14 protein-coding genes are annotated in these 12587 nt (G+C 66.7%); 10 read left to right on the top strand and 4 right to left on the bottom strand.

The window, feature by feature from the left end:
• Positions 1-250 precede the first annotated feature (250 nt).
• Positions 251-757, top strand: coding sequence for a GNAT family N-acetyltransferase (locus VG561_RS04385; protein ID WP_262093124.1), 507 nt, complete (start codon positions 251-253; stop codon positions 755-757).
• A 33-nt stretch (positions 758-790) separates the two neighbouring features.
• Here VG561_RS04385 and VG561_RS04380 read toward each other — a convergent pair whose 3' ends face one another.
• Together VG561_RS04380 and VG561_RS04375 are read right to left on the bottom strand one after the other, a co-directional pair.
• Positions 791-1228: an acetyltransferase gene (locus VG561_RS04380; RefSeq protein WP_049441672.1), complete on the bottom strand. Its 438-nt coding sequence runs from the start codon at positions 1226-1228 to the stop codon at positions 791-793.
• A gap of 68 nt (positions 1229-1296) precedes the next feature.
• Positions 1297-2064 (bottom strand): NAD(P)H-dependent oxidoreductase, encoded by a 768-nt coding sequence (locus VG561_RS04375; RefSeq protein ID WP_069118271.1) that lies wholly within the window; start codon positions 2062-2064, stop codon positions 1297-1299.
• A gap of 78 nt (positions 2065-2142) precedes the next feature.
• On the opposite strand from VG561_RS04375, the gene VG561_RS04370 reads away from it, so the two are divergent.
• From VG561_RS04370 to VG561_RS04350, 5 genes are all read left to right on the top strand, one after another.
• Positions 2143-2502, top strand: a complete 360-nt coding sequence (locus VG561_RS04370; RefSeq protein ID WP_032961582.1) for a winged helix-turn-helix transcriptional regulator — start codon at positions 2143-2145, stop codon at positions 2500-2502.
• 75 nt (positions 2503-2577) lie between these two features.
• A complete protein-coding gene (gene tadA, locus VG561_RS04365) occupies positions 2578-3102 on the top strand; it encodes a tRNA adenosine(34) deaminase TadA (RefSeq protein ID WP_014647558.1) in 525 nt (174 codons plus the stop codon).
• 75 nt (positions 3103-3177) lie between these two features.
• The gene (gene orn / locus VG561_RS04360) at positions 3178-3750 is read left to right on the top strand and encodes an oligoribonuclease (protein ID WP_014647557.1); all 573 of its coding nucleotides are present in this window, start codon (positions 3178-3180) and stop codon (positions 3748-3750) included.
• Positions 3751-3920: 170 nt separating this feature from the next.
• Positions 3921-4793: an EcsC family protein gene (locus VG561_RS04355; RefSeq protein ID WP_046431294.1), complete on the top strand. Its 873-nt coding sequence runs from the start codon at positions 3921-3923 to the stop codon at positions 4791-4793.
• Positions 4794-4993: 200 nt separating this feature from the next.
• Positions 4994-6109, top strand: coding sequence for an alkene reductase (locus VG561_RS04350; RefSeq protein WP_142234919.1), 1116 nt, complete (start codon positions 4994-4996; stop codon positions 6107-6109).
• Positions 6110-6238: 129 nt separating this feature from the next.
• Here VG561_RS04350 and VG561_RS04345 read toward each other — a convergent pair whose 3' ends face one another.
• Positions 6239-7132, bottom strand: coding sequence for a mechanosensitive ion channel family protein (locus VG561_RS04345; RefSeq protein WP_049408109.1), 894 nt, complete (start codon positions 7130-7132; stop codon positions 6239-6241).
• A 148-nt stretch (positions 7133-7280) separates the two neighbouring features.
• Entirely contained in the window at positions 7281-9659 is a 2379-nt protein-coding gene (ppsA, locus tag VG561_RS04340; protein ID WP_423179402.1) for a phosphoenolpyruvate synthase, read from the bottom strand.
• Positions 9660-9803: 144 nt separating this feature from the next.
• Between ppsA and ppsR the strand changes: the two genes are divergently transcribed.
• The 4 genes from ppsR to VG561_RS04320 all read left to right on the top strand — a co-directional run bounded on the left by ppsR (position 9804) and on the right by VG561_RS04320 (position 12585).
• Complete coding sequence (gene ppsR, locus VG561_RS04335) at positions 9804-10625, top strand: posphoenolpyruvate synthetase regulatory kinase/phosphorylase PpsR (protein ID WP_014647552.1); 822 nt, start codon at positions 9804-9806, stop codon at positions 10623-10625.
• A gap of 178 nt (positions 10626-10803) precedes the next feature.
• Positions 10804-11313 (top strand): DUF1249 domain-containing protein, encoded by a 510-nt coding sequence (locus VG561_RS04330; protein ID WP_032956108.1) that lies wholly within the window; start codon positions 10804-10806, stop codon positions 11311-11313.
• Between the two features lie 41 nt (positions 11314-11354).
• Entirely contained in the window at positions 11355-11843 is a 489-nt protein-coding gene (locus VG561_RS04325) for an NUDIX hydrolase (RefSeq protein ID WP_014647550.1), read from the top strand.
• Positions 11844-11967: 124 nt separating this feature from the next.
• Positions 11968-12585, top strand: coding sequence for a DUF2239 family protein (locus VG561_RS04320; protein WP_014647549.1), 618 nt, complete (start codon positions 11968-11970; stop codon positions 12583-12585).
• Positions 12586-12587: the final 2 nt, after the last annotated feature.

Raw genomic sequence — 12587 nt, 5'->3', positions numbered from 1 at the left:
CCTGCATCGTGCGTCCATGTCCGTCTATCCTTCCTGGGTGGCAGGTTTCTCGATTATGGAACGTGCCGGGAGCCCTGTGCCACCCTTGGAGACGGATTTTTGACGCTCCCGGGGCGCGCCGCCGGCAGATCGCTTGCCGCACAGGGCATCCGATCGTCGCGTTGGCTCTGACGCCGACGCAGGTTCGCAGCTGAATCCGTGACCGGAATCGATCATTCACATGTCCATCACTTCATCAAAGGTGTTGTCCTTGAACTGCACGATCCGCTCTGAAACCCGCGAAGACCACGCGGTCATCCATGCACTCACCGAGGCGGCCTTCCGCGAAGCCCCGCACAGCAGCCACACCGAGCAGTTCATTGTGGATACGCTGCGTTCGCGTGGAGAGCTGAGTCTTTCGCTGGTCGCCGAGAAGGACGGACAGGTCGTCGGGCACATCGCGCTGTCGCCGGTGACGATCAGCGATGGCAGCACCGGCTGGTTCGGCCTCGGGCCAATCTCGGTGCTGCCGGACTGGCAGGGGCAGGGCATCGGTGCGGCGCTGATGCGCGCGGCGCTCGGCGCATTGCGTGAGCAGGGGGCACAGGGCTGCGTATTGCTGGGAGAACCCGCGTATTACGGTCGATTCGGATTCCGCGCCGAGCCGGGCCTGGTGCTGCCGGGTGTGCCGCCAGAGTACTTCCAGGCGCTGTGCCTGCGGCCACCGATGGCGCAGGGAGAGGTGCAGTACTCGCCGGCATTCGAGGCCACGGCCTGATGATCGGGGCGGGCCTCGAATATCCGTCGAATGTCAGCCGTTGTACCGGAGATGAATCAGGGGATACGGGCGGCCCTGCGAATCCAGCGGTGAACGTCCGGTTTCGACGAAGCCCATGCGCTGGTAGAAGCCAACGGCCTGCGCGTTCTGTTCGTTGACGTCGGTACTCAGCTGCGGATGCAGGGCCAGCGCGTGCTGCAGCAACTGCCGGCCGATACCGGTGCCGCGTACGTCCGGATCGATGAACAGCGCTTCCATGTGCGTGCCGTCGATCAGCATGAAGCCAAGGGGGCGGTCCTGAGCGTCGACGGCCACGGTCATCGGAGCCTGCGGCAGGAAGCCGGCGACTTCGGCATCGATGGCCTGGCGGTCGTCGGCGCTGAGGAAGTTGTGGGTGGCGTCGACGGCGCGGCGCCAGAGGTCGACGAGGGCGGCGCCGTCGTCGGCGCGCGAGGGACGGAGGGTGGTCATGGGTTCACCAAGGTGCTTGCAAAGAGCGCGTAGTATGGCGCGTCCCGACCCAGCGCGCAGGCGTGGATTCATCCGGTGTTGCGATGGCGGATGAAGGGGCTGTAGGCAGTGGCCTCCGCGCGCAGCACCACGCCATCCTCGAAATCGCCGCTGTCGTTGAAGGGCACGGTGGGCCACCGCGGCCATTGCGCCAGGCGTTCGCGGTAGTAGTGGGTTGCTGCAGCCAATGCCTCGTCGTGTGCCTGCACGCGCTCCGCTGCCAGCCCGGAACGCACGCCATGCACCAGATGCGGCTCCAGCACGTCGAAGCCGACGTAGCGCAGGCTGTACATCAAGGGCCACAGCAACAACCGGGTATCTCCCTCGCGGCCGTCGACGGCGCAGGCCCGTGCCGATGAGCCGGTGGTGACGCTCAGCAACGCACGCTTGCCGCGCATCGCGCCGTGCTCGTGGCGCAGGCGGCTGTTGTACATCGGCCCGTAAACCAGCACGCGATCCAGCCAGCCCTTGAGGATTGCCGGCGGCGCGAACCACCACAGCGGGAACTGCAGGATGACCAGATCCGCGGCCTGCAGCAGCTGCAGATGGCGCTGCACATCGGCGGGCAGCCGACCCTGTTCGGCGCCGTGGCGTTGTTCGCGCTGGGCATCGAAACGGCCGGGCTGCAAGCGACTTGAATGATGGCGGGCCGCTTCCAGCGGATCGAAGCCCTCTGCATACAGGTCGACCACGTCCACCTGCAGCGCGTCATGCCGCAGCTGTTCGGCGGCCTGTGCGGCCAGGTGGGCGTTGAAGGAGCGGGGTTCGGGATGGGCAAGCAGGATCAGGGCGCGCATGGGGCGAGGTGTTCGAGGAGTGTGCGACCATCCTCGCGGCGCCGGTATGCCCCGGCAATTACGCACCTTGAGGTAACCATGGCCTACCCGGGCGATGTCTATGCCGCCGATTGCTCGGCACGCGATGCGCTGGCGCTGATCTCCGGCAAGTGGGTGATGCTGCTGTTGCCGGCGCTGGCGCAGGGCCCGCAACGCAATGGCGCGCTGCTGAGGAAGATCGAAGGCATCTCGCAGAAGGTGTTGACCCAGACCCTGCGGCAGCTGGAGCGCAACGGCCTGGTCGAGCGGTGTGAGCGGGGCAGCAAGCCACTGCATGTGGAATACCGGCTGACCGAGGTCGCACGTGGACTGGTTGACACGCTGTCCGCCCTGGACCGTTGGGCCGAGCACAATTTCCCGGCGCTGGACGCCGCCCGCGAGCGCTTCGACGCGCGTTAGCGGCGCCTGCACGGCCGCGGGCGTACAATGCGGCCCCGGCGGCCATCCTGGCCCTGCAGACACGCGAGAACCGCCATGACCGACGCCCTGGGTGTACCGGTGCACGACGCCGATGAACACTGGATGCGCCATGCGCTGGCGCTGGCCGAGCGTGCGCAGCGCGAGTACGACGAGATCCCCGTTGGTGCGGTACTGGTGGGCGCCGATGGCCAGCTGCTGGGCGAGGGCTGGAACCTCAACATCGCCTCGCACGATCCCAGTGCGCATGCCGAGATCGTGGCCATGCGGGCCGGTGGCACGCGGCTGGCCAATCATCGGCTGCTCGGCAGCACCCTGTACGTGACCCTGGAACCGTGCGCGATGTGTGCGATGGCCATCGTGCATGCACGCGTTGCCCGCCTGGTCTACGGCGCCAGCGACCCCAAGACCGGCGCCTGCGGCAGCGTGTTCGACCTGCTGGGCGATGCCCGCCACAACCACCGGGTGGAGATCCACGGTGGGGTGCTGGCCAAGGAGGCCAGCATGCGCCTGACCAATTATTTCCGTGCCAAGCGTGGCAAGCCGCCGCTGCTGCTGGAAGACCATGCCGGCGAGGCCTGAGGGGGCGAACCGGTATGATGGGCGCCTCTTTCCATCACCGGCAGGCCGCGCGCCTGCCCAGCAACGAGGCGACACATGGCGGACAACGGCGCGGCCAACGAGCGACTGATCTGGATCGACCTGGAAATGACCGGGTTGGATACCGACAACGATTCGATCATCGAGATCGCCACCGTGGTCACCGATGCCCAGCTCAACGTACTGGCCGAAGGGCCGGAATTCGCCATCCACCACCCGCTGGAAACGCTGGAAGCGATGGACGAGTGGAACCGCAACCAGCATCGCCGCTCGGGCCTGTGGCAGCGCGTGGTGGACAGCACCACCACCCTGGGCCAGGCCGAGGCGCAGACGGTGAACTTCCTGGCGCAGTGGATCCCGGCCGGCCTGTCGCCGATGTGCGGCAACTCGATCTGCCAGGATCGCCGCTTCCTGCACCGCCAGATGCCGCGACTGGAGAAGTACTTCCACTACCGCAACCTGGACGTGTCCACGGTGAAGGAACTGGCCAAGCGCTGGGCGCCGAGCGTGGCCGCCGGCGTCGGCAAGAACAGCAACCACACCGCGCTGAGCGACGTGCACGATTCGATCGCTGAGCTGCGCCACTACCGCCAGTTCATGGGCGCGCTGTCGGGGCTGCCGGTTGCCTGAACAACGACGCCGGGCATGGCCCGGCGCTATCGGATGACACGCCAACGGGTAGTGCCGGCCGCTGGCCGGCAAGGCGCCGGGGTCGGATCCCTTTCCTGCGGAAAGGGCTCTGACCCCTCTGTCGTACCCCGCGACGAACCGTTCAACTTCCTGGCGCTAAGATCGGCGCCATGAACGAGCCGATCCTGCTCCCCCGCGACATCGCCCATGACGCCCGCGACTGGTCCGACCTGCAGCGCGCGGTGGCCCTGCTGGAAGCGCCGACCCTGACCGCGCGCATGGCCAACCTGGTCGGCACGCCGCTGGAGTTCGCGGTGAAGGCGCTGCCCAGCTCGGTCTCCAACCGCATCCACGGTGCTGTGCAGGCGGCGCTGAGCAAATCGGCGCAGGCCGCGTTGTGGAGCATGGACAACAGCCCCGGCAAGGGGGCGTCCACCCGCTGGCACAAACTGGCGGCGGCCACCTCGGGCGCGGTCGGTGGGGCCTTCGGCTTCGCGGCCTTGTTCATCGAGCTGCCGGTGTCGACCACCATCATGATGCGTGCGGTGGCCGACGTGGCCCGCAGCGAGGGCTTCGACCTGTCCGAGTTCAGCACCCGCCAGGCGTGCCTGGAGGTGTTCGCGTTGGGCGGCAACTCGCCGCGCGATGATGCCAGCGAGACCGGCTACTACCTGGCCCGCGGCTTCACCACGGATGTGATGCGCCACCTGTCGGCCGAGCTGGCCGGGCGGGTGGTGACCGGCCGCGACCTGACCCTGGGCGTGGCGCCAAAGGAAGCTGGCAAGCTGCTGGCGAAGATGGTGGAGAAGGTGGCGGCGCGCTTCGGCGTGGTGGTTACCGAGAAATTCGCTGCGCAGGCGGTGCCGATCGTCGGTGCCGCCGCCGGTGCAACACTGAATACCATGTTCACCGACTACTACCAGGACATGGCGCGCGGCCACTTCATCGTGCGTCGGCTGGAGCTGAAGTACGGGGAAGACGTGGTGCGCGCCTGCTATGACCGCGTGGCGCATGGCGGCGTGCTGATCGAGCCCACGCTGTAGCCGGCTTCGGGGTCGGAGCCCTTTGCGTTGCAAAGGGATCCGACCCCGGTTGCGCGCGGGGTCGGATCCCGTTCCGCAGGAAGGGGCTCTGCCGGTCATCCTTGCCTTGGGGGAACAATTGTTTTGCCAGTACATGCCTGTTGCCTGGCAGCTGGCATCCCCATCCTTTGCGGCAGTCCCCCCCGCAAGAGATCGCCGCCATGTTGTTCACTCCCCACCGCTTGGGCGCCTTGACCCTGCCCAACCGCATCGTGATGCCGCCGATGACCCGCTCGCGTGCCGCCGACGGCAACGTCGCCACCGCGGACATGGCCGCCTACTACGCCCAACGCGCCAGTGCTGGCCTGATCGTCAGCGAAGGCACCCAGATCAGCCCGCAGGGCCAGGGCTATGCCTGGACCCCGGGCATCCACAGCCCGGAACAGGTGCAGGGCTGGCGCCGGGTGACCGATGCGGTGCACGCCGCTGGCGGCCGCATCTACGCCCAGCTGTGGCATGTGGGCCGGGTCTCGCATGTGGCCCTGCAGCCGGGTGGTGCCGCCCCGGTGTCGTCGTCGGCGCTGCTGGCCGAAGGCGTGAAGGTGTTTGTCGACCCTGCCGGCGCTGGCCCGGAAGCGGGCGTGGGCGAGATGATCCAGCACTCGATGCCGCGCGCGCTGGCCGAGGACGAGATTCCGGGCATCATCGCCGACTATGCACAGGCCACCCGCAATGCACTGGCCGCCGGCTTCGATGGCGTCGAGCTGCACGGTGCCAATGGCTACCTGATCAACCAGTTCATCGACTCGCAGGCCAACCGGCGCACCGACGGCTATGGCGGCGCGTTGCAGAACCGGCTGCGGTTCCTGCGCGAGGTCGTGCAGGCGGTGACGGCCGTAGCCGGTGGTGACCGCGTCGGTGTCCGTCTGGCGCCGCTGACGACATTGCAGGGCGCGGTGGACGATACGCCACAGGCGACCTATCTGGCCGCGGCGCACCTGCTGGGTGAGCTGGGCGTGGGCTACCTGCACATCGCCGAAGCCGACTGGGACGATGCACCGTTGATGCCGGTGGCGTTCAAGCAGGCGCTGCGCATGGTCTATCCGGGCACGCTGATCTACGCCGGCAAGTACACCGCCGAACGCGGCGAGCAGGCACTGGCTGAAGGCTGGGCTGACCTGATCGGCTTCGGTCGGCCGTTCATCGCCAACCCGGACCTGCCGGAGCGACTGCGTACCGGTGCGGCGCTGAATCCGCCGGATCGTGCGACATTCTTTGGCGGTGGCGCGGCGGGCTTCACCGATTATCCGACGCTGGAAGAGAGCGTCGCGGCCTGATCCTGGACGCTGCCGGCCAGCGGCCGGCACTACCAGTGGGCGAGGGGTAGTGCCGGCCGCTGGCCGGCATTCCGATGTCGTATCGCCGATGGGTGGGTGCCGACCGTTGGTCGGCACTACCGGCATGGATCAGGGCTTGTCGCGCACCAGCGCGTCAGCCTCTATCACGCCGCCATCCTTTCCATGCAGGTACAGGTGCATGTCCTGCTGCGGGTACGGGATGTTGATGCCGGCCTTGTCAAAGCCCAGCTTCAGCTGCTCCAGCAGCGTGACCTTGGTACCGAACCAGTCGGCCGACTTCACGTAGCAGCGGATGCCCAGGTTGATGGCGTGCGCGCCCAGCTCATACACCACCACGTCCGGTGCCGGTGTCTGCAGCACGCGTGGGTCGGCCTTCATCAACGCCAGCGCGGTATCGCGCGCCAGCTGGATGTTGTCTTCATAGCCGATGCCGATCACCAGTTCGACGCGGCGGGTCGGTTCGGCGGTGAGGTTGATGATCGGTGCAGCGGTGATCAACGTGTTCGGAATGGTGGTGTGCTGGTTGTCGGCACCGGTGATGACGGTCTGGAAGATGCGCACTTCGCGCACCGTGCCGGTCTGTCCGGCCACGGTGACCACATCGCCCACACGGAACGGTCGCAGCGTCACCAGCATCACGCCCGAGGCGATGTTGGACAGCGAATCCTTCAATGCCAGGCCGACGGCCAGGCCAGCGGTACCGAGCACGGCCAGCAACGGGGTGATCTGCACGCCCAGCGTGCCGATCGCCAGCACCACCACGATCACAAGCGATGCGGCATACACCACGTTGCGCAGGAAGCTGCCCAGCATCGGGTCCACGCCCATGCGAGCCGTAGCGCGCGGCATCGCGTTGGACAGGCGTCGTGCCACCCACAGGCCCACCAGCAGCACCACGATCGCGGCCAGCAACGGTACGCCGTAGGTTTCCAGCAGGCGCTCCCAGTTGAGCGAGTGGAACCAGGGCGTTGCGGCGGGGGCGGGTCGGGCGGCGGCGATCATGCGGGAGTTCCTTTGCTGCTGAGGGACAGGCGCGAGGTGCGCGTGGCGTGCACGGACGCCAGAAACAGCAAGCCCCGCAGAGGCGGGGCTTGCGTGCGGCAGCAGTATGTGCGGACGTCGATGAAAGCGACGTCAGCCCATTACGGCATCAGCCGTTGGCCTTCAGCTTGGCCAGGCGCAGCCAGGTATCGACCACGGTGTCCGGGTTCAGCGACACCGACTCGATGCCTTCCTGCATCAGCCATTCGGCCAGATCCGGGTGATCGGACGGGCCCTGGCCGCAGATGCCGACGTACTTGCCCTTGGCGCGTGCGGCCTTGATCGCCATCGACAGCAGCTTCTTCACTGCCGGGTTCCGTTCGTCGAACAGGTGCGCGACGATCGACGAGTCGCGGTCCAGGCCCAGGCTGAGCTGGGTCAGGTCGTTGGAGCCGATCGAGAAGCCGTCGAAGATCTCCAGGAACTCATCGGCGAGCAGTGCGTTGGACGGCACTTCGCACATCATGATGATCTTCAGGCCGTTCTCGCCCTGCTTCAGGCCGTTCTGTTCCAGCACCTCGACGACCTTGCGGCCTTCCTCCAGGGTGCGCACGAACGGAATCATGACCCACAGGTTGTCCAGGCCCATTTCGTTGCGCACGCGCAGCACGGCCTTGCACTCCAACGCGAAGGCGGCCGAGAAGCTCGGGTCGACGTAACGGCTGGCGCCGCGGAAGCCGATCATCGGGTTTTCTTCGTGCGGCTCGTAGTTGCTGCCGCCGATCAGGTTGGCGTACTCGTTGGACTTGAAGTCCGACAGGCGCACGATCACCGGGTTCGGTGCAACCGAGGCGGTGAGCGTGGCGATGCCTTCGGCCAGGCGGTCCACGTAGAAGCTGACCGGATCGCCGTAGCCGGCGATCTTCTCATCGATCTTCTTCTTGGTCGCCGCATCCTGGCGGTCGTATTCCAGCAGCGCGTTCGGGTGGATGCCGATGTGGCTGGCGATGATCATCTCCAGGCGGGCCAGGCCGATGCCGGCGTTCGGCAGCTGGCCGAAGTCGAAGGCACGTTCCGGGTTGGCCACGTTCATCATGATCTTCAGCGGTGCCGGCGGCATGTTGCCCAGATCGGTGGTGGTGCGCTCGAAGCCGAGCTTTCCTTCGTAGATGAAGCCGGTATCACCTTCAGCGCAGCTGACGGTGACCAGCTGGCCATCTTCGATCACCTTGGTGGCGTTGCCCGAACCGACCACGGCCGGCACGCCCAGCTCGCGCGCGATGATCGCGGCGTGGCAGGTACGGCCGCCACGGTTGGTGACGATGGCCGAAGCGCGCTTCATCACCGGTTCCCAATCGGGATCGGTCATGTCGGCGATCAGTACGTCGCCCGGCTGCACGCGGTTCATGTCGTCCAGCGTCTTCACCACGCGGGCCACGCCCGAGCCGATCTTGGCGCCGACGGCGCGGCCTTCGGCCAGCACGTTGCCGCCCTTCTCGGTCAGCGCGAAGCGCTCGATCTGGGTGGCGTGGCTGCGCGACTTCACCGTTTCCGGGCGCGCCTGCACGATGAACAGCTTGCCGCTGACACCGTCCTTGGCCCACTCGATGTCCATCGGGCGGCCGTAGTGCTTTTCGATGACCAGCGCCTGCTTGGACAGTTCCTGCACGTCCTCGTCGCTGATCGAGAAGGTGTTGCGCAGCTCGGCCGGGGTGTCCTCGATCCTGACGCGCTCACCCGGGACATCCGAGTACACCATGCGGATCGCCTTGCTGCCGAGCGAGCGGCGCAGGATCGCCGGCTTGCCGGCCTGCAGGGTGGGCTTGTAGACGTAGTACTCGTCGGGATTGACCGCGCCCTGCACGACCATTTCGCCCAGGCCGAACGAAGAGGTGACGAACACCACGTCGCGGAAGCCGGACTCGGTGTCCAGGGTGAACAGCACGCCGGACGAACCGACGCCCGAACGCACCATCAGCTGCACGCCGGCGGACAGGAACACATCCTCATGCTTGAAGCCGTGGTGCACGCGGTAGGCGATGGCGCGGTCGTTGTACAGCGAGGCGAACACTTCCTTGACCTTGTGCACGACGTCGTCGGCACCGGTGACGTTGAGGAAGGTTTCCTGCTGGCCGGCGAAGGAGGCATCCGGCAGATCCTCGGCGGTGGCCGAGGAACGCACGGCCACGGCCACATCGCCGCCGCCGTTGTCGGCGCTCAGCTTGGCGTAAGCGGCGCGGATGTCCTGGTCCAGCTGCGGCTGCAGCGGCGCATCGATCACCCAGCTGCGGATTTCCTTGCCGGCGGCGGTCAGCGCGGTGACGTCCTCGACGTCCAGCGTGGCCAGCCTGTCGAAGATGCGCTTGGACAGATCGTTGTGCGCAATGAAGTCCTTGAAGGCTTCAGCGGTGGTGGCATAACCGCCCGGCACCGAAACGCCCAGACCGGCCAGGTTGCCGATCATCTCGCCCAGCGACGAATTCTTGCCGCCTACGCGGGCCAGATCGGCCAGACGCAGTTCGTGCAACCACAGGATGTTCTCGTTCAAGCGCGATGCTCCGTTTGGCCATCGCCCGAGGCGGGCTGAGTGGCCGCGTCCGTAGGAAGAAGCCGATATGATGCCGGGCAGAGCACCGTCGGCACAAGCTTGTGCTGGCGGCCTTTTTAAGCTTCGTAGGGGGTAAAAGCGCGCATGTCGACCATCCGTCCGGTGTTCTACGTTTCCGATGGAACCGGTATCACCGCTGAAACCATTGGGCATAGCCTGCTGACCCAGTTCTCCGGGTTCAGCTTCATTACCGACCGCATGTCGTTTGTCGACGACCCCGAAAAAGCGCGTGAAGCCTGTGCCCGGATCCAGGCGGCAGGGGAGCGCTACCAGGTCCGGCCGATCGTGGTGAACTCCTGCGTGGACCAGAGCCTGAGCCTGATCCTGGCCGACAGCGGGGCACTGATGCTGGATGTGTTCGCGCCGTTCATCGAGCCGCTGGAGCGTGAACTGGCCAGCCCGCGCCTGGCCCGGGTCGGCCAGGCCCACGGCATGGTCGATTTCGATACCTACCACCGTCGCATCAACGCGATGAACTTCGCCCTGACCCATGACGACGGCATCGCGGTGAACTACGACGATGCCGACGTGATCCTGGTGGCGGTGTCGCGCGCGGGCAAGACGCCGACCTGCATCTACCTGGCCCTGCATTACGGGGTACGCGCGGCCAACTACCCGCTGACCGACGAAGACCTGGAAAGCGATCGCCTGCCGCCGCGACTGCGCAATTACCGGCGCAAGCTGTTCGGCCTGACCATCGATCCGGACCGGCTGCAGCAGATCCGCCAGGAGCGCCGTCCGAACTCGCGCTACGCCAACCTGGAGACCTGCAAGCGCGAGGTGGCTGCGGCCGAGACCATGTTCCGCATGGAGCGGATCCCGACCCTGAGCACCACGCATACCTCGATCGAGGAGATTTCCAGCAAGGTGCTGGCCACGCTGGGGCTGCAGCGCGAGCTGTATTGAGCCTTTCCGGCGCGCCGCACTTCGCCCTGTAGAGCCGAGCCCACGCTCGGCTGGGCCGCCGGGTTCTTCCCGAACAGCAGCCGAGCATGGGCTCGGCTCTACACGGGGATCGTCGTTGTCGGGTTGGCTGTGGCTTGAGGCGCCCCCACGTTGAAGCACCAACGTGTAGGATCGACCCATGGCCCAAGCCTCGCCCCGCACCGAACGTATTCCCCGCCTGAGCCGGTTGAGCTGGCTCATGGGCCTGTACGCGGAGAACTACCGCCATCTGGTGCGCCTGTTCGAACCGGCCGGATTGGTGGCGGGCAGCTACATTTCCTCGATCGGCGACGGCCTGGACGTACGCCTGGACGTGATCGAGTGCCACCGCTACACGGTGGAACTGCGCCTGACCTACGACCTGGCCGACCCGGTCACCGGTGAGCCGGATCCCTCGGCGTATGTGCGCCTTTACCGTGACGCACGCCAGGCCGAGACCACCCATTGCTACGTCGGCCGCCGCTGGCAGGACACGATGGGCCTGTACCCGCCGCCGGCCGAGCTGATCAGCCACCGCATGCGGATGAACACCTTCCTCGGCAAGTGGCTGGAATACCTGGCTGAGCGCGGTCACGGCGTGGCCACCCTGCGCCGCGATCCCGATGGCGCAGGCACACCCGCCGAGCGCCGCCTGTCGCTGGTGCGCTGATCGGCCATAATCCACGGCTGACCTGCCGCTGGATGCCGCCCATGCCGTACACCCCGATCGTCGCCACCCTGGGCTACGTGCTGTCGCCTGATCGTCGCCAGGTGCTGATGATCCACCGCAACACCCGTCCGGGTGACCACCACCTGGGCAAGTACAACGGGCTGGGCGGCAAGATCGAAGCGGACGAGGACGTGGCAGCCAGCATGCGTCGCGAGATCGCCGAGGAAGCCGGCATCGACTGCACCGGCATGCGCCTGCGCGGCACCCTCAGCTGGCCGGGCTTCGGCAAGCACGGTGAAGACTGGCTGGGCTTCGTGTTCGTCATCGATACTTTCGAAGGCACCCCGCACGGCGGCAACCATGAAGGCACGCTGGAGTGGGTGGACCTGGACAAGCTGGACACGCTGCCGATGTGGGAGGGCGACCGCAACTTCCTGCCGCTGGTGTTCGACGCCGACCCGCGCCCGTTCCACGGCGTGATGCCGTACAAGGACGGCCGCATGGTCAGCTGGTCCTACAGCCGGCTGTGAGGTGACGAATCGGGTGGGTGCCAACCTTGGTTGGCACGCTCTTCTGGCAAATTAATACCCGGATAATATTGACTCGGTGAAATTACCCGGGCAATATTCGCGCATCGCCTCTGATGCCATTGCCATGCCTGTGTCCCGACTTCCTCCCTTCAGCTGTTTCGACGGCCATCGCCTGGTCGCTTCCGGTACCCCGGAAGTGGCAGCGCTGGCGTTGAAACAGCTGCGTGCCGACAACGCAGCCGGTCCGCTGCTGGTGTTCGACAACGCCAGCGGGCGAACCCGCGATTTCGACACGCGCGGCAGCGACACAGAGCTGCTGGCGCGGGTGACCGAAGCGTTTCCCTCCGCCGTGGAGGCGGGTGCCGACGTCACTGCCGGAGAGGCGCCCGCAACCCCGCGTGGCCGTGGCCGCCCCAGGCTGGGCGTGGTCGCCCGCGAAGTGACGCTGCTGCCGCGGCATTGGGCGTGGTTGGCCGAACAGCCGGGTGGGGCCTCGGTGGTGCTGCGCAGGCTGGTGGAAGCGGCCAGCCGTGCCGGTGCCGACGAGGATCGGCAGCGCCGCCACAGCGAGCGTACCTATCACTTCCTGCAGGCCATCGCCGGTGACCTGCCGGGCTTCGAGGAGGCCATTCGGGTGCTGTTCGCGCATGACCGCGCGGGCCTGGAAGCGGCGCTGCATTCCTGGCCCAGGGATGTGCGCGACCACGCCCTGCGGCTGGCGTTCGAAGACGCTGACGGCTGAGC

Origin of the sequence: Stenotrophomonas sp. CASM110, assembly GCF_049384345.1 — a bacterium.
GTDB lineage: Bacteria > Pseudomonadota > Gammaproteobacteria > Xanthomonadales > Xanthomonadaceae > Stenotrophomonas > Stenotrophomonas muris.
This window is presented reverse-complemented; position numbering and strand designations above follow the sequence as displayed.

Bases quoted from the DNA above. Each gene is read 5' to 3' on its own strand.
- VG561_RS04380 (WP_049441672.1), bottom strand. From the start codon at position 1,228: ATGACCACCCTCCGTCCCTCGCGCGCCGACGACGGCGCCGCCCTCGTC.
- VG561_RS04375 (WP_069118271.1), bottom strand. From the start codon at position 2,064: ATGCGCGCCCTGATCCTGCTTGCCCATCCCGAACCCCGCTCCTTCAAC.
- VG561_RS04370 (WP_032961582.1), top strand. From the start codon at position 2,143: ATGGCCTACCCGGGCGATGTCTATGCCGCCGATTGCTCGGCACGCGAT.
- tadA (WP_014647558.1), top strand. From the start codon at position 2,578: ATGACCGACGCCCTGGGTGTACCGGTGCACGACGCCGATGAACACTGG.
- orn (WP_014647557.1), top strand. From the start codon at position 3,178: ATGGCGGACAACGGCGCGGCCAACGAGCGACTGATCTGGATCGACCTG.
- VG561_RS04355 (WP_046431294.1), top strand. From the start codon at position 3,921: ATGAACGAGCCGATCCTGCTCCCCCGCGACATCGCCCATGACGCCCGC.
- VG561_RS04350 (WP_142234919.1), top strand. From the start codon at position 4,994: ATGTTGTTCACTCCCCACCGCTTGGGCGCCTTGACCCTGCCCAACCGC.
- VG561_RS04345 (WP_049408109.1), bottom strand. From the start codon at position 7,132: ATGATCGCCGCCGCCCGACCCGCCCCCGCCGCAACGCCCTGGTTCCAC.
- ppsR (WP_014647552.1), top strand. From the start codon at position 9,804: ATGTCGACCATCCGTCCGGTGTTCTACGTTTCCGATGGAACCGGTATC.
- VG561_RS04330 (WP_032956108.1), top strand. From the start codon at position 10,804: ATGGCCCAAGCCTCGCCCCGCACCGAACGTATTCCCCGCCTGAGCCGG.
- VG561_RS04325 (WP_014647550.1), top strand. From the start codon at position 11,355: ATGCCGTACACCCCGATCGTCGCCACCCTGGGCTACGTGCTGTCGCCT.
- VG561_RS04320 (WP_014647549.1), top strand. From the start codon at position 11,968: ATGCCTGTGTCCCGACTTCCTCCCTTCAGCTGTTTCGACGGCCATCGC.